Genomic DNA, 21,259 nt, shown 5'->3' on the forward strand with positions numbered 1-21,259 from the left:
AATTTTATGTCAAAGCACGAAGAAATATTAAATTATATTGAAGGTTTGGAAATTGGCAAACAAGTCAGTGTTCGTGGGATTGCCAATCGAATGAAAGTCGCTGACGGAACGGCATATCGCGCAATCAAAGAAGCAGAAATACTAGGTTTGGTAGCCGTAAATGACCGTTCTGGAACCGTTAGGGTGGCAGTTAAAGGACAAAAAGTAGCCAATCGATTAACCTTTGGTAAACTTGCAGAAATAGCCAATGCTGATGTTTTAGGTGGACTTGCCGGATTAGAAGTCGAATTCAGCAAATTTGTCATTTCAGCTATGCAAAGAGAGTCCTTCAAGCGCTACCTCTTGCCTAATGGTCTAGTTATCGTTGGTGACCGAAAAGAGATTCAAAATTTAGCCCTCAGAGAGCAGAATGCTGTTTTAGTTACAGGGGGCTTTGATGTGGACCAAGAGGTTGTCAACTATGCTAATCAATTAGGAATTCCTCTTTTACGGACATCCTATGATACCTTTACCGTTGCTAATCGCATTAGTCACGCTTTGGCCAATGAACTTATCAAAAAAGATATTATTACGGTCGGAGATGTCTTTCATCAAAAAAGGGCAACCTTACGGGAAGAAGACACAGTCAAAGATTTCTTAGATTTAGTTAAAAAAACAAATGACAGTCGTTTTGCTGTTGTCAATACTTACAACGTTGTTGTGGGTGTAGTTGCCATGCGGGATGTTACAAATAAGAAAAATGATACCCCACTCAATAAAGTGATGACAAGGGCCAATGTTGCAAGAGCAAGTATGACAGTGGCAAGTGTTTCTCAAAAGATGATTTATGAAGGCTATGATATGATGCCTGTCGTTTACGAAAATTATACTTACGCAGGAATTATTACCAAATCAGACCTTCTACAAAGTTTACAAAAAGCCCAAGAAGAAAGTCAGGTAGCCCATACTTTCAGTGATAATATTGCTAATTGCTTGGTAGAAAAAGGCTCAGCTTATACTCTGACAGTCGAACCATTTATGATAAATAGCGTGGGAACAATTGCTAATGGTGTTTTTGCAGAACTTATTACGCAAGTTGTTCAACGTGTTTTTGCCAAAAAAAGACGACGTAATATCATCATTGAAGCATTAAATATGTATATGTTGGGTTCTGCTGCAATTGATAATGTTTTAGAAATTTATCCAAAAGTGATTGGAGAAACACGAATTGGTGCAATGGTTGATTGCGAAATCTACCATGTCAACAATATCGTAGCTAAAGTTCTAGTCAATGTACAATTAACATAAAAATAAAAGAGGAAAAAATGAACGAAATTTTAGAAAAAATAAAAGCCTATGAGCTTATTCTCATTCACAGACATAAAAATCCAGACCCAGACGCCATTGGTTCTCAAGCTGGACTCCGAGCAATTTTGAGAGAAAATTTCCCAGAAAAAAGAATTTATGCAGTTGGTTATGATGAACCAACCTTAACCTATTTGGCTGAAATGGATTTGATCGAACTTAGAGAAAACGAAAAATATCTTTCTATTGTTTGTGACACAGCAAACACACCCCGAATTGACGATGACCGCTATAAAAATGCTGATTTTCTAATTAAAATTGATCACCATCCAAATGATGATGCTTATGGAGATTTGTTGCTAGTAGAGCCTGAACGTAGCTCAGCATCAGAAATTATTGCCGATTTTGCCTTTGAAACAGGTCTTAAATTGAATGCAGAAGCCGCTCGTCTCCTTTATGCGGGAATTATTGGAGATACTGGACGTTTCTTGTATCCAGCCACTTCGCCTAATACTTTAAAAGTAGCTTCAAAATTGGCAGAATTTCCATTTGACCGCCCAGCTTTAGGACGAGAAATGTCCTCATTTGATATGAAAGTTGCTCGCTTGCAAGGTTTTGTTTATGAAAATATGGAAGTTTCAGAAAAAGGAGCCGCACGTGTTTTGTTAACTCAAGAAATTTTGAAAAAATTTGATTTACGTGATGCAGAGACTTCAAGTATCGTTTCTACACCAGGAAATATTCGAGGAATTGAATCTTGGGCAATTTTTGTGGAACAAGCCGATGGACATTTCCGAGTAAGAATGCGTTCAAAAGTGATACCAATTAATGAAATTGCTAAAAAACATGATGGTGGAGGTCATGCACTAGCTTCTGGAGCTAATTCCTATTCTTTAGAAGAAAATCAACAAATTTGGCAAGAATTACAAGATAATTTAAAATAAATTTACTGACGAAAATAATTTCTCAGTCAAAAATAAAAAAAATACTGACAGTTTAAAGCGATTGAATAATGAGCTTTAAATCGACAAAAAAAAGAATCATCAGTCAGCTGATGATTCTTTCTTTTGTCAGTAATTTTTTTAATTTTCCAAGAAAGGCCGTAATTCTGATAAATCTTTCAAGCCAGCATTCAATGCAATAATCAATTTAATACGCGCTTTTTGAGAATTGACTTCATCAGCAAACATCACGCCGGCTTCATAAAGTTGCGAACCACCGCCTTGATAGGAATAGACAGGCTCAGCAATTCCGTTGAAACAACGAGACACAAGAACGACAGGGATCTTAGCATCTAATAATCTTTGAAGCGATTGGCTAGCAATAGGCGGGAGATTTCCCGCACCTAATGCTTCAATGACAAGACCGTCTAGTTGTTCCAAATTGAGTAAATCTAAAATTTCCCCAGTCATCCCAGCAAATGCTTTGACAATTGGCACTTTTCCATGAACAGTTGCAACATCTAAATGTTGATTTTCACTATCTTTATGGAAATAAATAATTTTATTTTTTGTCAGTAAACCGACAGGACCATGTGTAGGTGTTTGAAAAGTTGAAACATTAGTCGTGTGTGTTTTAGTGACATAACGAGCAGAATGAATCTCGTCATTCATAACAACAAGTACGCCACGGTCACTTGAATTACTGTCAGCAGCGACGCGAATAGCTGTCAGTAAATTATAAATTCCGTCAGTTCCTAATTCATTACTTGAGCGCATGGCACCAGTTAAAACAATTGGTTTACCACGCGAAAGAGTAGTGTCAAGGAAAAAAGCTGTTTCTTCAAGTGTGTCAGTTCCATGTGTAATGACCACTCCATCAAAATCCTCAGCAATAAAAGCTGTTTTGATTCGATTTTTCAAGACCAACATATCTGATAAAGTGACATGTGGACTAGGTAAGTTAAAAATATCCTCTGTCACTAAGTTTACTTCATCAAACTGCATGCTCACAGCATTCATTGGATTGACTGCATTTGGGGAAACATGACCATTTTCATCTTCCGCCATCGAAATTGTTCCACCAGTGTGGAGAATTAAGATTTTTTTCATCATTATTTCCTTATCTATCTATAATAAACAATAATTAAATATTTAAATTTAAAGACTCCGAATAAAAGCCAGCATTAGCATTATATCAAAATTTAGTCCAGAAAAAAATAACTAATAAATGAAATAGAATTAAAATTACTGTATAATTTAGTTAATAAATGAAAGCTTTGCCAAAGCTAGAAAAGATTTGAGAGATGGATATAAAAGCAGTATTTTTTGATTTAGATGGAACCCTGTTTACTTCAACACGAGGAGTAGCAACAAGTACTCGTAAAGCAATACAAGAGCTACGTCAAAAAGATATTTTTGTCGGGATTGCCACCGGGCGAGGCCCAGCTTTTGTCATGCCATTATTAGAAGATTTAGATTTAGACTTTGCTGTAAGTTACAACGGTCAGTATATTTTCACACCAAAAGAAGTGATTTTCCAAAATCCTTTAGAACAAAAATCCTTAAAAAACCTGATAAATTATGCTACTGAAAACCATTCTGACATATCTTTGGGAACAGCCCACGGTGTAAATGGCTCTGGTCTTTTAAAATTTGGCGAGACACGTTTAGCCAGTTTTTTGTCAGGCGTTTTGCCCTCAGGGACTTCTGGGGTGGCAAGAAACAGTTTTAAACACATTATTCGCAGAGTTTTACCGCAAAATTCAAATTTAGCTGATAATGAAGAAGAAGTAATTTATCAGGCGATGATGGTTGCAACAAGAAACGAAACGGCTCGCCTACAAGAGGCATTTCCAGAATTACTGGTGACACGAAGCAATCCTTATTCTGTTGACTTAATTTCAAAATCAGGAGGAAAATTACCAGGAATTCAAAGATTAGGAGAACACTATGGTTTTACTTTAGACCAAGTCATGTGTTTTGGCGATTCTGAAAATGATTTGACGATGATTTCTGGAGTTGGTTATGGGATTGCAATGGGCAATGCTGTAGCAGAAGTGAAAAAGATTGCAACTTATATTACAGATACCAACAATCAAGATGGGATTGCTAAGGCGCTAGCTTATTATGGCTTAATTCATTATTCTGTTGAAAAAGACTTTGTTTCTAAAGATCAAAACTTCAATAAAGTAAAAGATTTCCACCGATTAATGGATGGAAAAACACAAGAAATTCCTAAAGCATTTTCGCCAACAGAAGCAAGTTTCCGAGCTGATTTCAAAGTTGAAGAAATCGTCGAATTTCTTTACGCCTCTACTGATGGTAACCAAGAGAAATTCACAGAACTTGTAGGTAATTTACACCAAGCCGTTGATAAGGCAGCAAATAAAGTGGCTTTAAAAGAGCATAATGAAGATAGCTTGACTGGCCAAGTAGATGCGATGATTGATTTACTCTATCTCACTTATGGTTCACTTGTTCTTTCAGGAGTTGACCCTTATGAAATTTTTAATGCTGTTCATCGAGCAAATATGGGGAAAATTTTTCCAGATGGCCGTCCACACTTTGACCCAATCACACACAAAGTCTTAAAACCAGAAGATTGGGAAGAAAAATTTGCTCCAGAAGGAAAAATAAAAAAAGAACTAGAACGACAACAAAGAGTAGCCGCTAAAAAACACGAAGATAAATAAGAAAATAATAATTTTTACTGATAAACTTCTTCATAAAATGGTATAATATTAAGAAAGCGTAACAAAAGGCTTTCAAGGAGAATAAGGGATGCTATTTATTATTATTACTTTGATTATCATTGTACTCATCATCTTTTTAACAATCTTATTACTCCCAGGAATGGCATTTTTTAACAAAATGTCAGATCAAAAGTATAATGCGGATGAAAAAGATTTACTGACAGGAATTTTGACAACAGCCATCAGTTCAAAAGAGGCGACTGGCGAAGTTATGACGACCTTTGTCAATGAATCACGTAAAACAATGCCTGCAAAAATTTATCTACCAAATAAGGATAATATCGAGCAAATTGAATCAGGAGCACAAGTTCTGATTATTGAGAGTAAAGCAGGAATTGCTTACGTTATTCCTTATCAACAAACGATTTATTAGCAATAGAGAACCTAAAAAATTGCTCAAATAAATAAAAATTTATTATACAAAGGAGACATTATGCCACTACTTTATATTTTGGCAATTGTGGTGATTGTTATTATCTTAATTCTATTAGGAATTATCGCTGCAAACTACAAAAAATCAGGACCTCAAGCGGCCCTTATCGTTTATGGTTCAGGTCTAGGTTCAAAAGGTGTCAATAAAGACTCACAAGGGAATCGATTAAAAGTGGTTCGTGGTTCTGGTACATTTGTTTTACCAATCTTCCAAAATGCGAGATACCTCAGCTTACAATCTGCTGCAATTGATATTAAAACGGAAAAAGTTCTCTCGAAAGATAAAATTCCAGTAACGGTTGAAGCCACAGCTATGATTAAAGTAGGTTCTACTTTGCAAGATATTGCGACAGCTGCTGAGCAATTTTTAGGTAAAAGAGATGAGCAACGTGATGCAATGGCTGACCAAGTTCTTCGTGGACATCTTCGGGCGATTGTTGGAACAATGACAGTATCTGAACTAATCGAAGACCGTAACAAGTTTTCTGCTGAAGTGCAGGGACAAGCAGGGACTGACCTCTCAAAAATGGGACTTTCAATAGTTTCATTCGTTATTAATGATATTCGTGATGACCAAAACTACATCAAAGCATTAGGTGCTAAAGAAGTAGCGCGTGTTCAACAAGAAGCAGCGATTGCTGTTGCAAATGCTGATAAAGAAACTCGTATTCAAAAAGCAGCGGCTGATCAAGATGCCCAAAAAGCCGAAGCACTTGCTGCAACTCAAGTTGCCAATGCCCAAAAGGAAAAAGCAATCAGTTTAGCTCACTATGAGCAAGAACAATCAATTGCTGCTGCTGAAGCAAAAGCCCAAGCTGACCAAGCCCAAGCCTCTGCTGACCAAGCTTACGCGATTCAAGAAGCAATTTCTAAAAAAGAAACAACTGAAGCAGAAATGCAAGTTGAATTGATTAAAAAGCAAAGAGAAACTGACTTAGAAACACAAGAAGTTCTCCGTAAAGCGCAAGAAAATGAAGCCAATGTCGTAAAAGCTGCCGAAGCAGCCAAGGCTGCACAAATTGCTAAAGCCGAAGCCGATGCTCGTGAACGCGAAGTGAGAGCGCAGGCCGAAGCAGCCGCTATTGAAGCCACAGCTAAAGCAACCGCTAAACAACGTGAAGTGACAGCAATGGCCGAAGCTACAGCTATTGAAGCTACTGGTAAAGCTGAAGCCGAAGCGATTCGCCTTAAAGGGCTTGCCGAAGCCGAAGCAATTGATAAAAAAGCCGAAGCCATGCAAAAAATGAATGATGCGGCTAAATTGAACATGGCACTTGAAATTCTGCCAGAAGTTGTTGCTAGTGTATCAAGTAATCTTCAAGCTGTTGATTCTATTAATATTTATGGTGGAGAAGGTTCATCAAAAATTCTCGGAATGTCACAAGAGAGCCTTAAACAAGGTCTTGATGTTTTAGGAACAATGGGAATTGATGTTCCTGACCTATTAAATAATTTTAGTAGTCGCGGAAATTCCAATGAGACACTTGAAAAAGTCGAAAAATAGAAGAATAAAAAAGCAGCTCTTAGTTAGAGCTGTTTTTTATTGAAATATTTTAGTCAAAAAAGGCCGAATAAATCGCTTTCAGAGCTTCTTTTTCATATTTTTCCTTGACAATAAACATGACGGAAACTTCACTTGAACCTTGTGAAAGCATAGCAATTGAAATTCCTTGTTTAGAAAGTGCTGCTGTTGCTCTAGCCGTAACCCCAACGTGCTCCTTCATATCTTCACCAACGATGGTGATAATAGAGAAATCACGGTCAATATAGACTTCATCAGGATGGAGCGACTCTGTAAGATTAGAAATAAGTGCTTTTGAAATGGGTTGAGTTAGATAGCGGCTGCGAATAATGATAGACATGTCATCAATACCAGTTGGCATATGCTCAAAACGAACTCCTAAATTTTCCAAAACAGAAAGAACTTTTCGTCCAAATCCAATTTCACGGTTCATTAGATATTTACTGACATAAAGAGAAGAAAAATCACTAGACGAAGCAATTCCAACGACAGGTGAGCCTTTGGTCTCTCTTTGAACAACAATTTTTGTTCCGGGATGGTCAGGGTTATTTGTATTTTTGATGACCAAAGGAACATGAGCACGATAGGCAGGAACGAGCGCTTCGTCATGTAAAACAGAAAAGCCAGAATAAGCAAGTTCTCGCATTTCACGATAAGTTAATTCAGAGATATAAGCTGGGTTTTTAACGATTCCAGGGTGAGCGGCAAAAATTCCATTGACATCAGTAAAGTTTTCGTAGAGTTCAGCTCGCACACCAGCCGCAATAATTGAGCCAGTAATATCAGAACCTCCACGGGAAAAAGTGCAAACCTCACCCTCTTTAGTAACACCAAAGAATCCAGGAATAATTAGGGTCTCTTCTAGGTCATTTAGATATTTAATGTGATCATAGGCGCCACCAAGTAACCTTGCATTCCCAGGGTCAGATGAAACCATAATTCCAGCATCTGCTGGATGGACATAACGACTTTGTAAACCAGAATGATTGAAAAAATCTGCGACTAATTTAGCGTTATTATTTTCACCAGCGGCTAAAAAAGTATCATAAGTAAAAACATTATCGAGATCTAACTGGGCTAACTCGTTGATGTTTTCTGCGATTTGATCAATGACAGGGCTTTTTAAGCCAAGTTCATCATAGATTTCCCGAAATCTTTCAATAATCCAATTCTGATAATATTGAATTCCTTTTTCATCAGCTGATTTATAAGCCTTGTAATAAGCAATCAAAGCATCGGTAACTTTAGTATCAGCCCCCGAACGTTTGCCAGGTGCAGAAACCACAATAAATTTTCTTAGTTTATCCGCTTGGACAATATCAAAAACTTTTTTGATTTGAGAAGCTGATGCGAGTGATGATCCCCCAAATTTTGCAACTTTCACTTAAAATTACCTTCCTTCAAGATTAAATTATAAATTGATTTATTATAGCTAATTTTCAGATAATTTTCAATAAATAACTCATTAAAAGTCTGTTTTCTTTGTGATATAATCAATAAAATATTATTTTATGCTAATGTTTACAAAAACTTGCATTGAAAGCAGTCATTGTAAGTTTTGTAGGAGTTAATTTTAAAGTAAGTATGTTCAAAAGAAATGAATTATAACCACTGCTCCTTAACAAAAAGCAACCTTAGCTTGTCCTTGTTCACGACCAGCTTGAAAGACAAAGGGATGATTTTATACTTCCAACGTATTATAGTTAAAATCTTTTAAAATGTTCATTGTTTTTCAGAGGGAAGAAACATACTGGTTTCTGTCCTTTTTCCTCTAATTTGTATAAAACATCGACAAATAGTCCAGTTGAAAAAACAAGCATCTTGTCAGCATCAGCAATCATCAGTATTTTCCATTGATTTCAATTGCTGGCCAGGCGTTTTGAAGAGCTCCACTTTCCGTATTTTTTCCAATCAAACCTTTAATTACTCAATGAACACTTGATTTATCAATACTTAAATCATAAGTGATTTGCTCTTGAGTTTGATTGTCTTCCATCAAATTCCTTCGCCGAATATAATACATTTGGAATTAGTTGTTTTGTTAACTTTTTTATAATGAAGTCTATTGAACCATGCTTAGATACTGTGCTATAATGGTTCTATGAAATTTAAAGCAGTAATTTTTGATATGGATGGTGTTCTTGTTGACACCGAACGTTATTATTTACAAAGAAGAGAAGAATTTTTTGGAGGTCATGGAATTTCTATTAGTCATTTGACGCCTAGTGATTTTATTGGTGGAAATATGAAAGATATTTGGCCACGAATTTTGCAAGATGGTTTTGATGAAGAAAAAGCAAGTGAATTGCAAGAAGAATACGAACAATTCAAAGAAAATCATCCAATGCCTTATGCAAAACTTTTATTTTCTGATGTGCCTGATATTTTAGATTTTTTGCGTCAAAAAGAAGTAAAAATTGCCCTTGCATCAAGTTCATCAATGGCTGATATCAAACAAATGTTAGATATTCATCAATTGAATTCTTATTTTGAAGTCGTGGTTTCAGGAAATGACTTTAAACAAACGAAACCAAATCCAGAAATTTATCAATCAACAATGAAGAAATTAGGTGTAAAACCTTCTGAAACTTTAATTATTGAGGATTCTGAAAAAGGGATTCAAGCTGGAGAAGCAGCTGGTGCGACCGTTTGGGCAATTGAAGACAAACGCTTTGGTATGAATCAAGAGAAGGCTGACTTAAAGGTAGATTCACTGACAGCTATTCAAAAATTACTGACAGAATCATCATTAAAAATGATGAAGGCTTAATAAACATTTTAAAAGAAAAAATCACTGACAGAACGGTGATTCTTTAAGTTTTTTCTGTCCTATGTTAAAATAGAAGAATATAGGAGTAATATTATGAATTTTGTCCGTCGGTTTTCACCGCTTGCTATTATTATCATAATGGTTATTGTTCAAATCATTGAGACTGTTGTTGTTCATGTTTCAGCAACTCGCTGGGCAGTTTTAATTTATTTATTGATTTTGAATATAGCGATTACACTCATTTTACTATCACAAACTCAAAACTATCAATTGCGTCGTCAAGATTTTATTCGTAAAATTAATGACGAAGCAGAAAATTCACTCAATGCTACCTTGGATAATATGCCAATTGGGGTCATCCGTTTCAATAGTGAAACCTTTGAACCTGAATGGTTTAATCCCTTTATTGATATGATTTTTAAAGGAAATGACAAAGTTATCAATCGTGACGATATTAAGAAGATATTGAAAAATGCGAGCGATGACCAGTATATCACCCTTGGGAAGCAAAAATATGTCGCAGAACTTGATTCTGATAAGAATCTTATTTATTTAATTGATGCCACAAAAGAAGTTGCTTTTAAATCAGAATTTAATGATAGCCGCGCAGTTATTGGTGCTATTTCTGTCGATAATTATGATGATGCAACAGATCTAATTACTGATAGTGGTCGAACAGCTATTAATAGTTTTATTGCTTCGTTTTTAGAAGAATTTGCTGACAAATACGGAGTTTATCTTCGCCGTATTAATAGCAGTCGCCACTATTTTTTCTGTGATTATCGTATTCTTGAAAAAATGATTAACGATAAATTTGCTGTTCTTAAAGAGTTTCGTGAACTTTCGGCTCAAAAAGACATTCCTTTGACTCTCTCTGTCGGAGTGGCCTACGGTTGGAATGATTTTCCAGCGATTGGTAAAGTTGCTTTAAACAATCTTGAATTGGCTCAAGTTCGTGGAGGAGACCAAGTTGTACTGAGAGAAAATACTCCTCAAGCTCGTCCCGTTTATTTTGGAGGCAATTCAGAAAGTAGAACGCAAAAAAGCAGAACAAGAGCTCGCGCAATTTCAACAGCACTTCGTACAATTATTGCCGAAGCAGAAGATGTCTTTATTGTAGGTCATCGCTTTACAGACATGGATGCGCTTGGAGCAGCCGTGGCTATGAAGGCATTTGCTAATATGTCTGGGAAAGAAGCCTTTGTCGTTTATGATCCTGAGCAGTTATTGCCAGATGTTGAGCGTGCAATTAATAAAATGAATGAGTCTTCTGACGGTTTTACACACATTGTTAAGTTAGAAACTGCTCAAAAACTGAAGAAAAAAGATTCATTACTTATTATGGTTGACCATTCAAAAACAAGTCAAACCTTAAATCTTGAATTCTATAAATCATTTGAGAAATTAGTGGTCATTGACCACCACAGACGTGATGATGATTTTCCAGAACATGCACTTCTGTCATATATTGAATCATCAGCAAGCTCTGCTAGTGAATTAACTGTCGAAATCCTTCAATTCCATGATAACAATCAAAGAAAAATGTCAACCATTGAAGCTAGTATTGTTCTTGCGGGGATTGAATTAGACACCAAAAACTTTACAAAAACAACGACTGAAAGAACATTTGAAGCAGCAGCTTATCTACGCTCTCGTGGAGCTGACAACGATTTGATTAAAATGATTATGGCTACTGACTTTGATAAATATAAGAAGGCCAATGAAATTGTTCTTAATGCAAAAATGGTTTTACCAGGAATTGCTTTAGGAGTTGGACTCAAACATCAAAAATATGATAATATAGCAACAGCAAAAGCTGCCGACACTCTCCTAGATATGGCAGGGGTTACTGCTGCATTTGCGATTACGCAACATAATAATGGCTATATTTCTATTTCTGCTCGTTCTCGAAATGGCTTTAATGTCCAAACGATTATGGAGCAAATGGGTGGTGGTGGACATTTTAATAATGCTGCAACTCAAATATATGAAAAATATATCGATGAAGTGCAAGAAGATTTAATTGAAATACTAAAAGAAAGAGAAAACGAAAAATGAAAGTTGTATTCTTAGAAGACGTTAAAGGACAAGGAAAAAAAGGTCAAATTAAAGAAGTACCAACAGGCTATGCTCAAAATTTTTTAATTAAGAAAAATTTGGCAAAAGTTGCTACAGCAGCAGCTCTTTCTGAAGTGAAAGGTCAAGCCAAAGCTAAGGAAAAAGAAGAAGCAGAACTTTTAGCAGAAGCAAAAGCCCTTAAAGAAGTTCTTGAAAAAGAAGATACTGTTGTTGAAATCAAAATGAAAGTTGGACAAACAGGTCACACTTTTGGTGCTGTAGATAAAGCAGATATTGCAAAAGCTCTTAAAAGTCAATTTAATCTCAAGTTAGATAAACGCAAAATTCAATTGATTAACAAAATTCAAGCTTTAGGAACAAAAGACGTACCAGTTAAACTTCACCGTGATGTGACTGCCGTGGTTAAAGTCAAAATTAGCGAGGCCTAAACTAAATGCCCGAAATTGATTTAATAAAAGCCCCGCCTCAAGACCTAGCTGCTGAGCAGGCCGTTCTTGGGGCTGTTTTTTTAGATAGCGAACGCTTAGTTGAAATTAAAGAATTTTTAAGTTCAGAAGATTTCTATAAAAATGCTCACAAAATAATTTTTCGGACAATGGAAAAATTGTCTGATGCCCGTGAAGCAATTGATGTCTTAACCATTCGTTCACACCTTGAAAATCAAGGCGAACTGGAAGCAATTGGTGGGATTGCTTATATTGCAGAACTTGCCACCGCAACCCCAACCGCAGCCAATGCTGCCTATTATGCCAAGATTGTTGCTGAAAAATCATTACTCCGTCAACTGATAAATCGTCTAACTGAATCAGTCGAAAAAGCATATGAACAAGATTCACCAGCGGACGATATTTTAGCTCAAGCAGAAAAAAGTCTAATTGACGTCCAACAAGGGCGTAATACAAACGGCTTTAAGAAAATTTCTGATGTCCTAGCGATTCATATGGATGACCTTGAGCAAAAAGCTCAACAAAAGTCTAATATTACAGGTATCGCAACAGGTTATCCCGCTTTAGATAACATGACAACAGGTCTTCATGAAGAAGAATTGATTATTCTTGCGGCCCGTCCAGCGGTTGGTAAAACAGCCTTTGCCTTAAATATTGCTCAAAATATTGGGACAAAGCAAGACCGAACCGTTGCAATTTTCTCTCTTGAAATGGGGGCAGAAAGTCTTGTCAGCCGGATGATTGCTGCCGAAGGTTCAATTGATTCACACAGCTTACGTACTGGACAATTAAATGACCAAGAATGGAATGATTATTTCATGGCAACAGGGACTTTATCAAGAGCAAGTATTTATATTGATGACACACCAGGGATAAAGATTTCTGAAATTCGGGCGCGTTCAAGAAAATTAGCCCAAGAAACAGGAAATCTTGGTTTGATTGTTATTGACTACTTACAATTGATTTCTGGAACTGGACGAGAAAATCGTCAACAAGAAGTTTCTGAAATTTCTCGTCAGTTAAAAATTTTAGCTAAAGAATTAAAAGTTCCTGTTATTGCCCTTTCACAGCTCTCACGTGGAGTGGAACAACGTCAAGATAAACGACCAGTTTTGTCTGATATCCGTGAATCTGGGTCAATCGAGCAAGATGCCGATATTGTCGCATTTCTTTATCGAGATGACTATTATGAACGTGGAACTGGTGAAGATGAAGACGGTGAAGAGATTCTGGAAGATAATAAAGTTGAAGTTATTATTGAAAAAAACCGTTCAGGAAGCCGTGGAACAGTCGAATTACTCTTTATTAAAGAGCATAATAAATTCGCAAGTATTGATAACCGATATGGCGACTAGATTTTTTTGACTAATTCGTGTTATAATATGAGTAATTGTCTAATTCTCTTTATTAATAAAAATGAACGATAAAGAATACATTATAAAATTTGATTCTTTTAATCAAAAAAGAGAGATATAATCAAGGATAAAATTAGATTTATAAGGTAAGCGTTCGGAGAAATCCGACTTTTACGTCTTATTTGGAGGAAAAAATGGATAACCAAAATCAAGAAATAGGAAAAATCGTTGACATTCGTGAAAAAGTTCAAGCACACTTGGGTGAAACGATTGAAATTACTTCACAATTTGGTCGTAAACGCGAAAATCGTCATAAAGTGAACTTGATTGAAGCCTATGCAACACATTTCATTATTGAAAACATTCCGGCTCGTGGTCCAAAAACAACTGAGTCATATCAATATGCTGATATTTTGACTCAAACTATTTTAATTCACTATCCAAACGCATAAGTTTGAGGAACAAAGTAAAATGGTTCAAATAATGATTAATAGATTTTAAAGGAAAGGAGAAGATAAGGATGATGAAAGCCGATTGGGATATGACACCTGTTAAAGGTGGCTCTGGCAATGCATTTTTTGGGAAAAGTGATCAAGAACGCGTTTTTATTAAAAAAAACGGCAGTCCTTTTTTGCCAAGTATTTATCTTGAGGGAATCACGCCTAAAGTCTTATGGACAAAACGTACGGCCGAAGGCGATACCTTATCTGCTCAACCTTGGATTGACGGTCATACCCTAAGTCCTGAGGATATGGAAGACCGTCAAATTAATCATATTTTAGCTCATTTGCATGACTCAAAAAAATTGGTTGAATCTTATAAGAAGTTGGGAAGTCAAATTATTCTTCCTGAACAATTATTAGAGGATTGTGTCCAAAATACTGAGGCTTTACGAACAAATCATTTTTTGTCAGGAATCATTGAAGAAATGCGTCAACAAATTCCCGAAATCAAAAATGAAGAGGTCGTAGTCGTTCATGGCGATGTCAATCATAAAAATTGGTTAGTGGATGATAATTCAGGAAAAATTTATTTAGTAGATTGGGATACAGTCTTTTTATCAGATTCAATGGTCGATATGGCACATGTTTTATCCCACTATATTAAACCAAATAATTGGTCTTTGTGGTTGATGACATCTGGTGTTAGACCTCGTTCAGATATTATGGATAAAGTGGCTTGGTACGGAAAACTTTCTTTTCTTCGCCAAATCTCTGAATATCTTTCTAGAGGAAAAATGAAAGAAGTAAATCAAGAAATCTTGGGGCTTCGTAAATTTTGTGAATTATTTTAGTAAAAATAGGCTAGGGTTTGGACCTTCCTATTTTTTGGCTTATAATTGAATAATAAAAATAAAGAAATAGAATATCATTTTCAATGATTTTCTATCAAAAATTAAAAAATTGAGGTAAAAATGCGCGTCAGAAATCGTAAAGGAGCAGGCGAAATGCTTGCTGAAAACGCACATATCGTAGTTGAAAATCCAGCAGACTTTAAAGGGCGTTGGTCAGAACGTTTTGGAAATAATCATCCGATTCATATCGAAGTTGGTTGTGGAAAAGGAGCTTTCATCACAGGAATGGCAGCTCTTCATCCAGAAATAAATTACATTGCAATTGATATGCAGTTATCAGTTTTATCTTATGCACTAGATAAAGCAATTGAAGCAGATTTGCCAAACGTACAAATGATGCTTGTTGATGGAGCAGCTTTGAGTGAATATTTTGCTGATGGTGAAATTGACCAAGTCTATTTGAACTTTTCTGATCCTTGGCCAAAAGGACGCCATGAAAAACGTCGTTTGACTTATAAATCATTTCTTGCAACTTATGAAAAGATTTTACGTCCTGAAGGTGAAATTCATTTCAAAACTGATAATCGTGGATTGTTTGAATACTCCTTAGTTTCCTTAGCTAACTATGGCATGGAACTTAAAAAAGTTTGGCTAGATTTACACCAAGACGAAGAATTTGCTCCGCAAAATGTAATGACCGAGTATGAGCAAAAATTCTCACAAAAAGGTCAAGTAATCTATCGATTAGAAGCAAAATTTTTACCAAAAAATAAATAAGTTGCTTTCTGTCATTAAAATTAATAAAAAAAGTTACTGACAGAATGAAAAAGACTAAACAAATTTTCTGTCAGTAAAATTAATAAGAATTTATTATCTATAATAAGGAGAATAAGATGAGATGTCCAAAGTGTTCTTCTGAAGAATCAAAAGTTGTTGATTCAAGACAAGCCGAAGATGCTATTCGCCGTCGTCGTGTTTGTGAATCATGTGGTTTTCGCTTCACAACCTTTGAACGTATCGAAGAAATGCCCCTTTTAGTCATCAAAAAAGATGATAAACGTGAACCTTTTAATCGTGAAAAAATTGTTCGTGGTTTAGTTCGGTCAGCATACAAACGTCCAGTATCAAGTGAAGATATTGAAACAATAGTTGCAAATGTTGAAAGAAAAATTCGTCAACTAGACAGTAATGAAGTTGAATCAGATGTTATTGGTGAATTTGTGATGCAAGAATTAGCTGATTTGGACGATATTACATATATCAGATTTGCCAGTGTATATCGTTCATTCAAAGATGTCAGTGAATTAGAAGAGCTCCTTAAAAATATTACCAAAAAATAAATTCTGTCAGTAAAATGCGACTGAATAGAGAGCATTTTATCGGTAGATAAAAGAAAGATCAGCTCGCTGAACTTTCTGTCAGTAAAATGCGACTGAGTAAGGAGTATTTTATCGGCAGAGAAAAGAAATATCAGCTTGCTGATATTCCTGTCAGTAAAAAGTGAGGAAAAAAAATGAGAGCAGGAGATTCATTTACAATGCTTAATCGAGGAAAGACCAGCTTTGACGCTGAGGCTTTTCGTCTGCTCTATTTACCAATCATTGGCACGGATGCCTTTGCACTTTATCAGTTAATGCTAAGCTTCTCTACTGGAAGAATTTCTCACTTTTTGGAATATCTAAATCTTGGCCTCAATCCTTTTATTGAAGCATTAGATAAATTATCTGGCTTATCATTAGTTCGCGTTTATGATGATCATACCAGCTTTTATTTTGAAGTAAAAAGTCCGCTAAATTTTGAAAATTTCCTTGCAGATGATTTTTATAGACAACTTTTGATTTCAAGAATTGGTGAAAACCGAGTAGCTGCTTTAGCTAAAAGAATGGAACCAAAAGGAAAAGAAGTTTCCAAGAAATTTCATGAAGTTTATAAAGTTAGTTTTGACTCACAAGCTCAACAAAACCCTTCAAATACAAATGAACGTTTTGATATGGGGGCCTTTAAAAGTATTATGGAACGTCAAGGCTATCATTTAAATAATGAAAATCAAGACTCCTTAACGCTCTATTCACTAGCAGAAAAATTTGAACTCAATTGGTACGAATTATTCAAGCAAGCAGAAAAAACAGCCAATGCTGATAAAAGTTTGAATATGAATAATTTGATGAGAAGGCTTTCAGGAGCTAGTCAACCGCAGCCAGCACTTTCAGCTTTTCCTAAAGCATTTGCCGATTTGATTGTTATCAGTAAATCTCATGAACCAGATGATTTCATCCGACAGATAAAAGCGCAAGCAGGAGGCTTTGTCAGTTCGGAAGAACATAAGCTTTTAACTAATTTAAGTCGCCAAAATTTGCCAGCAGAAGTCCAAAATATTTTGATTCACTATGTTTTAGTACAGCAAAAAAATGCGTCGTTAAATCCAAATTTTGTAAATGCTTTGGCTAATGACTGGATGAGAAATGATGTATTTACAGCTGAAACAGCGGTAAAACGAATTTTGGAACGAGAAGAATTAGCTGCTGCTAAAGCTGGAGCTGAAAAAAGACCAATGAAAATCAAAAAAGAAGCACCAAAATGGTCAAATCCAGATTATGAAAATAAAACAAGCCAAGAAGAACTTGCAAAACTTGAGAAAATAAGGCTTGACTCTCTCAAAAAACTGAAAGGAGAGCAAAATTAATGGAATCTATCGGAGACATCTTAGGAAAACGTCAAGACATCCGTGAAAATTTTGAAAAATTAGTCGCAGAAGTATTAAAAAATGCTGATGTGCAAGCTTTTATTGCCCAACATCAAATGACTTCTGACGAAATTCAACGCTCTTACTCCAAGTTTTATGAATACGTTCGTGAGCATGAAAAATTTGAAAAAGGTGAAAAACGGGCAGCTGACGGTTATGAACCTGTTTTAATCATGAATCACGGCTATGCTGATGTTTCATATCAAACGACAAATGAATTGGCGCAGCAACTAGCAGCTCAAAACCTTTTGCGACGTGTGAATATTATTGGACTTCCAAAAGATTTAAAACAAGTCACTTTGGCAGATATTGCCCTTGATGATGTTCAAAGAATCAAACCATACCAAGCCCTAGTTGATTTTATTACCAATTTTCCCAAGAAAAAAGGACTTTATCTTTATGGTGATTTTGGTGTCGGAAAATCTTTCATGCTTGCGGCCATGGCAAACGAATTAGCCAAAAAAGGAATTTCAACCACGCTTCTTCATTATCCTACTTTTATTTCTGATTTAGATTTTGACAATGCCAAAGTCTGGGTCAATGAAATAAAAGCCAGTCAAGTTTTAGTTTTGGATGATATTGGGGCAGAGCAAAACAACGCTTGGGTTCGTGACAGTATTTTACAAGTCATTTTACAACATCGTATGCAAGAAAATCTCCCGACTTTCTTCACTTCAAATTTAAGAATGGAAGAATTAGAACAGCATTTAGCCGAAACCAAGCGAGCTGATGAAATTTGGCCAGCAAAACGTGTTATGGAACGTGTGAAATATTTAGCAGAAGAAATGCGATTAGAGGGGACGAATAGACGTCATGACTGAAATAAACGAAACGATTGATTTAATGATGAATCACACTTCGGTTAGAAATTTTACAGAAGAAGCCATTGAGCCTCAAGATTTAGAAAAAATCTTAAAAGCTGCTCAAATGGCATCAACATGGAAAAATTTTCAATCATATTCTGTGATTGTTGTAGAATCACAAGCTCAAAAAGATGCGATTTATGAATTTCAACCACAAAAATCAATCAAAAATTGTGCAGCATATTTAGTTTTTGTTGGCGATTTGAATCGTGCCCAAAAGGCAGTCGAATTGCACCAAGGAAATTTCCAACCGCAAGGAATTGAAAGCTTATTGATTACATCAGTTGATGCTGCAACAGCTGGGCAAAATGCGCTTCTTGCAGCGGAATCTTTAGGTTACAACGGAGTGATGGTTGGCTTAATTCGAGACCAATCCTCAGAAATTTCTAAAGTCTTGAACTTGCCAGATTATACTTATCCTATTTTTGGCATTGCGCTCGGTAAAGCCGCACGTTTGAACAAAGTAAAACCACGTCTTCCTTTGGAAGCGACAGCTTTTAAAGAAAAATACCTTGAGCAAACGACTGAAACTATTGAAAAATATGACCAAGTTCAAGAAGAATATGCTGGAAATAGACGTTTAAATAAATGGTCTGAACGAATTGTTGACCAGTGGGGCCAACCAGAAATTTCAGCCTCAACAGAGAATTTAAAGGCGAAAAAATTACTGTGAAATTAAAGAAAATCTTAGAACCAAAACTTCCAGCCACCTATCAAGTAGCCACAAGTCAAGATTTTATTGATGGAGAAATTTATCAAGCAGAATTTATAGATGAAACTTTGACAATCAATCAAAGAACTATTTTTTCAGGATGTTCTTTCAAAAACACAACCTTTGAATTTACTGACAATACGATCAGTGAATTTACAGATTGCCTTTTTGAAAAATGTGATTTTTCCAATTTAAACTTCAATAAAATTGGCATTTATCGCTCAATCTTTAAATCCTGCAAATTGCTAGGAATTGATTTTACTGAAAGCCATTTACAAGATGTCCAATTCACAGAAAATTTATTGACCTATGCAAATTTTTCGGGTTCTACCTTAAAGTCAGTCCGTTTTTTAGAAAATGAAGCCAAGGAAACCTTCTTTACTGCCTGTAATTTTAAGAATGTGGAACTTTTGAAAAATCAATTAGAAGCAGCAAATTTTTGGGAAACAGCATTAGCAGGAATTGATTTTTCTACAAATCAATTTGAACGCATGGAAGTTACACCTCAACTCGCTAAAAATATGAAGATAAGTCTTAGTCAAGCCCCATTTTTTACTAGCCTGTTTGGCATTGAAATTATCTAAATTAACCTCGAAACCCAAGTCTAAAATTATATAGTCTATGGATTATAAACTCCTTCACTATTATGATTTTTTATCCAATAAGTAAACAAAGAAAGAAATAAAAATATGAGCTTACCTACAGTAGCCATCGTTGGCCGTCCAAATGTCGGAAAATCAACGATATTCAACCGTATTGCAGGAGAACGCATCTCAATTGTCGAAGACATTCCAGGTGTAACTCGTGACCGTATCTACGCCACAGGAGAATGGCTAACCCGTAAATTCAACATCATCGATACCGGTGGGATTGAACTTTCAGACGAACCTTTCATGACTGAAATTCGTGCGCAAGCCGAAATTGCCATGACCGAAGCAGATGTTATCATCGCTGTTGTCGACGGAGAAACAGGTATTACAGATGCCGATGAAGCCGTTGCTAATATTCTTTATCGTACAGATAAACCAGTTATTCTTGTTGTCAATAAAGTCGATAACCCAGAACGTCGTATGGAAATCTTTGACTTCTATTCACTCGGACTTGGTGATCCATATCCTGTTTCAGCCGTTCACGGGATTGGGACAGGGGATGTCCTTGATGCAATCGTCCAAAATCTTCCTAATGAAATTGAAGAAGAAAATGAGAATGTCATCAAGTTCAGCTTGATTGGTCGCCCAAACGTTGGGAAATCATCTCTTATTAATGCTATTCTTGGCGAAGACCGCGTAATTGCTAGTCCAATTGCAGGAACAACTCGTGATGCGATTGACACACACTTTGTCGATTCTGAAGACCAAGAATTTGTCATGATTGATACCGCCGGAATGCGTAAATCAGGAAAAATTTACGAAAATACTGAAAAATACTCAGTCATGCGTGCCATGCGTGCCATTGACCGTTCAGATATCGTTTTGATGGTGATTAACGCTGAAGAAGGAATTCGTGAATATGATATGCGTATCGCTGGATTTGCTCATGAAGCTGGTAAAGGAATCTTGATTGTTGTCAACAAATGGGATACCCTTGAAAAAGATAACGATACAATGAAAAAATTTGAATTAGAAATTCGGACAAAGTTCAAATTCCTCGATTATGCGCCAATCGTTTATGTATCTGCTAAAACAGGACAACGTCTGAATAAACTCCCAGATATGATTAAAGAAATTCATCATGCACAAAACTTACGGATTTCAAGTTCTGTTTTGAATGATGTCATTATGGATGCTGTAGCGATTAATCCAACTCCGACGGACAAAGGAAAACGTTTGAAGATTTTCTATGCAACACAAGTAGCGATTAAACCACCAACTTTTGTTGTTTTTGTCAATGAAGAAGAACTCATGCACTTCTCATACCTTCGTTTCCTCGAAAATCAAATCCGTAAAGCCTTTGTTTTTGAAGGAACACCAGTTCATTTTATTGCACGTAAACGTAAATAAAAAAATTCACTGATTTTATCAGTGTTTTTTTTTATGCAAAATAATTGCAAAAATCTTAAATTTGA

The 21,259-nt window shown here is 35.9% G+C and carries 20 protein-coding genes; 18 read left to right on the forward strand and 2 right to left on the reverse strand.

Annotated elements, in window-relative coordinates; translation table 11 throughout:
- Window positions 1-6: 6 nt before the first annotated feature.
- Window positions 7-1,287: a DRTGG domain-containing protein gene (locus QJV49_RS11360; RefSeq protein ID WP_225511676.1), complete on the forward strand. Its 1,281-nt coding sequence runs from the start codon at window positions 7-9 to the stop codon at window positions 1,285-1,287.
- 17 nt (window positions 1,288-1,304) lie between these two features.
- Entirely contained in the window at window positions 1,305-2,228 is a 924-nt protein-coding gene (locus QJV49_RS11365; RefSeq protein WP_225511677.1) for a bifunctional oligoribonuclease/PAP phosphatase NrnA, read from the forward strand.
- A 138-nt stretch (window positions 2,229-2,366) separates the two neighbouring features.
- On the opposite strand, the gene QJV49_RS11370 is transcribed toward QJV49_RS11365, so the two are convergent.
- Window positions 2,367-3,335 (reverse strand): asparaginase, encoded by a 969-nt coding sequence (locus QJV49_RS11370; protein ID WP_225511678.1) that lies wholly within the window; start codon window positions 3,333-3,335, stop codon window positions 2,367-2,369.
- 194 nt (window positions 3,336-3,529) lie between these two features.
- On the opposite strand from QJV49_RS11370, the gene QJV49_RS11375 reads away from it, so the two are divergent.
- The 3 genes from QJV49_RS11375 (at window position 3,530) to QJV49_RS11385 (ending at window position 6,914) form a co-directional block, all read left to right on the forward strand.
- Complete coding sequence (locus tag QJV49_RS11375) at window positions 3,530-4,918, forward strand: Cof-type HAD-IIB family hydrolase (RefSeq protein WP_225511679.1); 1,389 nt, start codon at window positions 3,530-3,532, stop codon at window positions 4,916-4,918.
- Window positions 4,919-5,006: 88 nt separating this feature from the next.
- On the forward strand, window positions 5,007-5,351 hold the full coding sequence (locus QJV49_RS11380) for a hypothetical protein (protein WP_003132455.1): 345 nt from the start codon (window positions 5,007-5,009) through the stop codon (window positions 5,349-5,351).
- 60 nt (window positions 5,352-5,411) lie between these two features.
- On the forward strand, window positions 5,412-6,914 hold the full coding sequence (locus QJV49_RS11385; protein WP_225511680.1) for a flotillin family protein: 1,503 nt from the start codon (window positions 5,412-5,414) through the stop codon (window positions 6,912-6,914).
- A 49-nt stretch (window positions 6,915-6,963) separates the two neighbouring features.
- Here the strand turns inward: QJV49_RS11385 and QJV49_RS11390 are convergent, their stop codons facing one another.
- Window positions 6,964-8,316: an aspartate kinase gene (locus QJV49_RS11390; RefSeq protein WP_225511681.1), complete on the reverse strand. Its 1,353-nt coding sequence runs from the start codon at window positions 8,314-8,316 to the stop codon at window positions 6,964-6,966.
- A 717-nt stretch (window positions 8,317-9,033) separates the two neighbouring features.
- On the opposite strand from QJV49_RS11390, the gene QJV49_RS11395 reads away from it, so the two are divergent.
- From QJV49_RS11395 to der, 13 genes are all read left to right on the forward strand, one after another.
- Complete coding sequence (locus QJV49_RS11395) at window positions 9,034-9,702, forward strand: HAD family phosphatase (RefSeq protein ID WP_225511683.1); 669 nt, start codon at window positions 9,034-9,036, stop codon at window positions 9,700-9,702.
- Window positions 9,703-9,795: 93 nt separating this feature from the next.
- Window positions 9,796-11,760 (forward strand): DHH family phosphoesterase, encoded by a 1,965-nt coding sequence (locus tag QJV49_RS11400; RefSeq protein ID WP_225511684.1) that lies wholly within the window; start codon window positions 9,796-9,798, stop codon window positions 11,758-11,760.
- On the forward strand, window positions 11,757-12,209 hold the full coding sequence (rplI, locus tag QJV49_RS11405) for a 50S ribosomal protein L9 (RefSeq protein ID WP_003132464.1): 453 nt from the start codon (window positions 11,757-11,759) through the stop codon (window positions 12,207-12,209). The genes QJV49_RS11400 and rplI overlap by 4 nt, the downstream gene beginning before the upstream one ends.
- Window positions 12,210-12,214: 5 nt before the next feature.
- Entirely contained in the window at window positions 12,215-13,582 is a 1,368-nt protein-coding gene (gene dnaB, locus QJV49_RS11410; protein WP_225511685.1) for a replicative DNA helicase, read from the forward strand.
- A gap of 194 nt (window positions 13,583-13,776) precedes the next feature.
- A complete protein-coding gene (locus tag QJV49_RS11415) occupies window positions 13,777-14,034 on the forward strand; it encodes a Veg family protein (protein WP_010905542.1) in 258 nt (85 codons plus the stop codon).
- 68 nt (window positions 14,035-14,102) lie between these two features.
- Window positions 14,103-14,876 (forward strand): phosphotransferase family protein, encoded by a 774-nt coding sequence (locus QJV49_RS11420; protein WP_225511686.1) that lies wholly within the window; start codon window positions 14,103-14,105, stop codon window positions 14,874-14,876.
- Window positions 14,877-14,996: 120 nt separating this feature from the next.
- Entirely contained in the window at window positions 14,997-15,653 is a 657-nt protein-coding gene (gene trmB, locus QJV49_RS11425; RefSeq protein WP_225511687.1) for a tRNA (guanosine(46)-N7)-methyltransferase TrmB, read from the forward strand.
- Between the two features lie 116 nt (window positions 15,654-15,769).
- Window positions 15,770-16,216 carry a transcriptional regulator NrdR gene (gene nrdR, locus QJV49_RS11430; protein WP_225511688.1) on the forward strand — a complete coding sequence of 149 codons (447 nt, stop codon included), beginning with the start codon at window positions 15,770-15,772 and terminating at the stop codon, window positions 16,214-16,216.
- Between the two features lie 173 nt (window positions 16,217-16,389).
- Window positions 16,390-17,559 carry a replication initiation and membrane attachment family protein gene (locus QJV49_RS11435; RefSeq protein ID WP_225511689.1) on the forward strand — a complete coding sequence of 390 codons (1,170 nt, stop codon included), beginning with the start codon at window positions 16,390-16,392 and terminating at the stop codon, window positions 17,557-17,559.
- Entirely contained in the window at window positions 17,559-18,440 is an 882-nt protein-coding gene (gene dnaI, locus QJV49_RS11440; protein ID WP_225511690.1) for a primosomal protein DnaI, read from the forward strand. The genes QJV49_RS11435 and dnaI overlap by 1 nt, the downstream gene beginning before the upstream one ends.
- Window positions 18,433-19,155 carry an NADPH-dependent oxidoreductase gene (locus QJV49_RS11445; RefSeq protein ID WP_225511691.1) on the forward strand — a complete coding sequence of 241 codons (723 nt, stop codon included), beginning with the start codon at window positions 18,433-18,435 and terminating at the stop codon, window positions 19,153-19,155. Before dnaI ends, QJV49_RS11445 begins: the two co-directional genes overlap by 8 nt.
- On the forward strand, window positions 19,152-19,778 hold the full coding sequence (locus QJV49_RS11450; protein ID WP_225511692.1) for a pentapeptide repeat-containing protein: 627 nt from the start codon (window positions 19,152-19,154) through the stop codon (window positions 19,776-19,778). Before QJV49_RS11445 ends, QJV49_RS11450 begins: the two co-directional genes overlap by 4 nt.
- Window positions 19,779-19,883: 105 nt before the next feature.
- Complete coding sequence (der, locus tag QJV49_RS11455; protein ID WP_225511693.1) at window positions 19,884-21,194, forward strand: ribosome biogenesis GTPase Der; 1,311 nt, start codon at window positions 19,884-19,886, stop codon at window positions 21,192-21,194.
- Window positions 21,195-21,259: the final 65 nt, after the last annotated feature.

The sequence above is a fragment of the Lactococcus sp. NH2-7C genome (assembly GCF_029953655.1).
In the GTDB taxonomy this organism is placed as follows: Bacteria; Bacillota; Bacilli; order Lactobacillales; family Streptococcaceae; genus Lactococcus; species Lactococcus lactis.

What these genes read in the sequence shown, in the direction of transcription:
- QJV49_RS11370 (WP_225511678.1), bottom strand. Translation starts at nt 3,335, where the DNA reads ATGAAAAAAATCTTAATTCTCCACACTGGTGGAACAATTTCGATGGCG.
- nrdR (WP_225511688.1), top strand. Translation starts at nt 15,770, where the DNA reads ATGAGATGTCCAAAGTGTTCTTCTGAAGAATCAAAAGTTGTTGATTCA.
- QJV49_RS11395 (WP_225511683.1), top strand. Translation starts at nt 9,034, where the DNA reads ATGAAATTTAAAGCAGTAATTTTTGATATGGATGGTGTTCTTGTTGAC.
- dnaI (WP_225511690.1), top strand. Translation starts at nt 17,559, where the DNA reads ATGGAATCTATCGGAGACATCTTAGGAAAACGTCAAGACATCCGTGAA.
- rplI (WP_003132464.1), top strand. Translation starts at nt 11,757, where the DNA reads ATGAAAGTTGTATTCTTAGAAGACGTTAAAGGACAAGGAAAAAAAGGT.
- trmB (WP_225511687.1), top strand. Translation starts at nt 14,997, where the DNA reads ATGCGCGTCAGAAATCGTAAAGGAGCAGGCGAAATGCTTGCTGAAAAC.
- QJV49_RS11385 (WP_225511680.1), top strand. Translation starts at nt 5,412, where the DNA reads ATGCCACTACTTTATATTTTGGCAATTGTGGTGATTGTTATTATCTTA.
- dnaB (WP_225511685.1), top strand. Translation starts at nt 12,215, where the DNA reads ATGCCCGAAATTGATTTAATAAAAGCCCCGCCTCAAGACCTAGCTGCT.
- QJV49_RS11365 (WP_225511677.1), top strand. Translation starts at nt 1,305, where the DNA reads ATGAACGAAATTTTAGAAAAAATAAAAGCCTATGAGCTTATTCTCATT.
- QJV49_RS11360 (WP_225511676.1), top strand. Translation starts at nt 7, where the DNA reads ATGTCAAAGCACGAAGAAATATTAAATTATATTGAAGGTTTGGAAATT.
- QJV49_RS11400 (WP_225511684.1), top strand. Translation starts at nt 9,796, where the DNA reads ATGAATTTTGTCCGTCGGTTTTCACCGCTTGCTATTATTATCATAATG.
- der (WP_225511693.1), top strand. Translation starts at nt 19,884, where the DNA reads ATGAGCTTACCTACAGTAGCCATCGTTGGCCGTCCAAATGTCGGAAAA.
- QJV49_RS11445 (WP_225511691.1), top strand. Translation starts at nt 18,433, where the DNA reads ATGACTGAAATAAACGAAACGATTGATTTAATGATGAATCACACTTCG.
- QJV49_RS11435 (WP_225511689.1), top strand. Translation starts at nt 16,390, where the DNA reads ATGAGAGCAGGAGATTCATTTACAATGCTTAATCGAGGAAAGACCAGC.
- QJV49_RS11420 (WP_225511686.1), top strand. Translation starts at nt 14,103, where the DNA reads ATGATGAAAGCCGATTGGGATATGACACCTGTTAAAGGTGGCTCTGGC.
- QJV49_RS11380 (WP_003132455.1), top strand. Translation starts at nt 5,007, where the DNA reads ATGCTATTTATTATTATTACTTTGATTATCATTGTACTCATCATCTTT.
- QJV49_RS11375 (WP_225511679.1), top strand. Translation starts at nt 3,530, where the DNA reads ATGGATATAAAAGCAGTATTTTTTGATTTAGATGGAACCCTGTTTACT.
- QJV49_RS11415 (WP_010905542.1), top strand. Translation starts at nt 13,777, where the DNA reads ATGGATAACCAAAATCAAGAAATAGGAAAAATCGTTGACATTCGTGAA.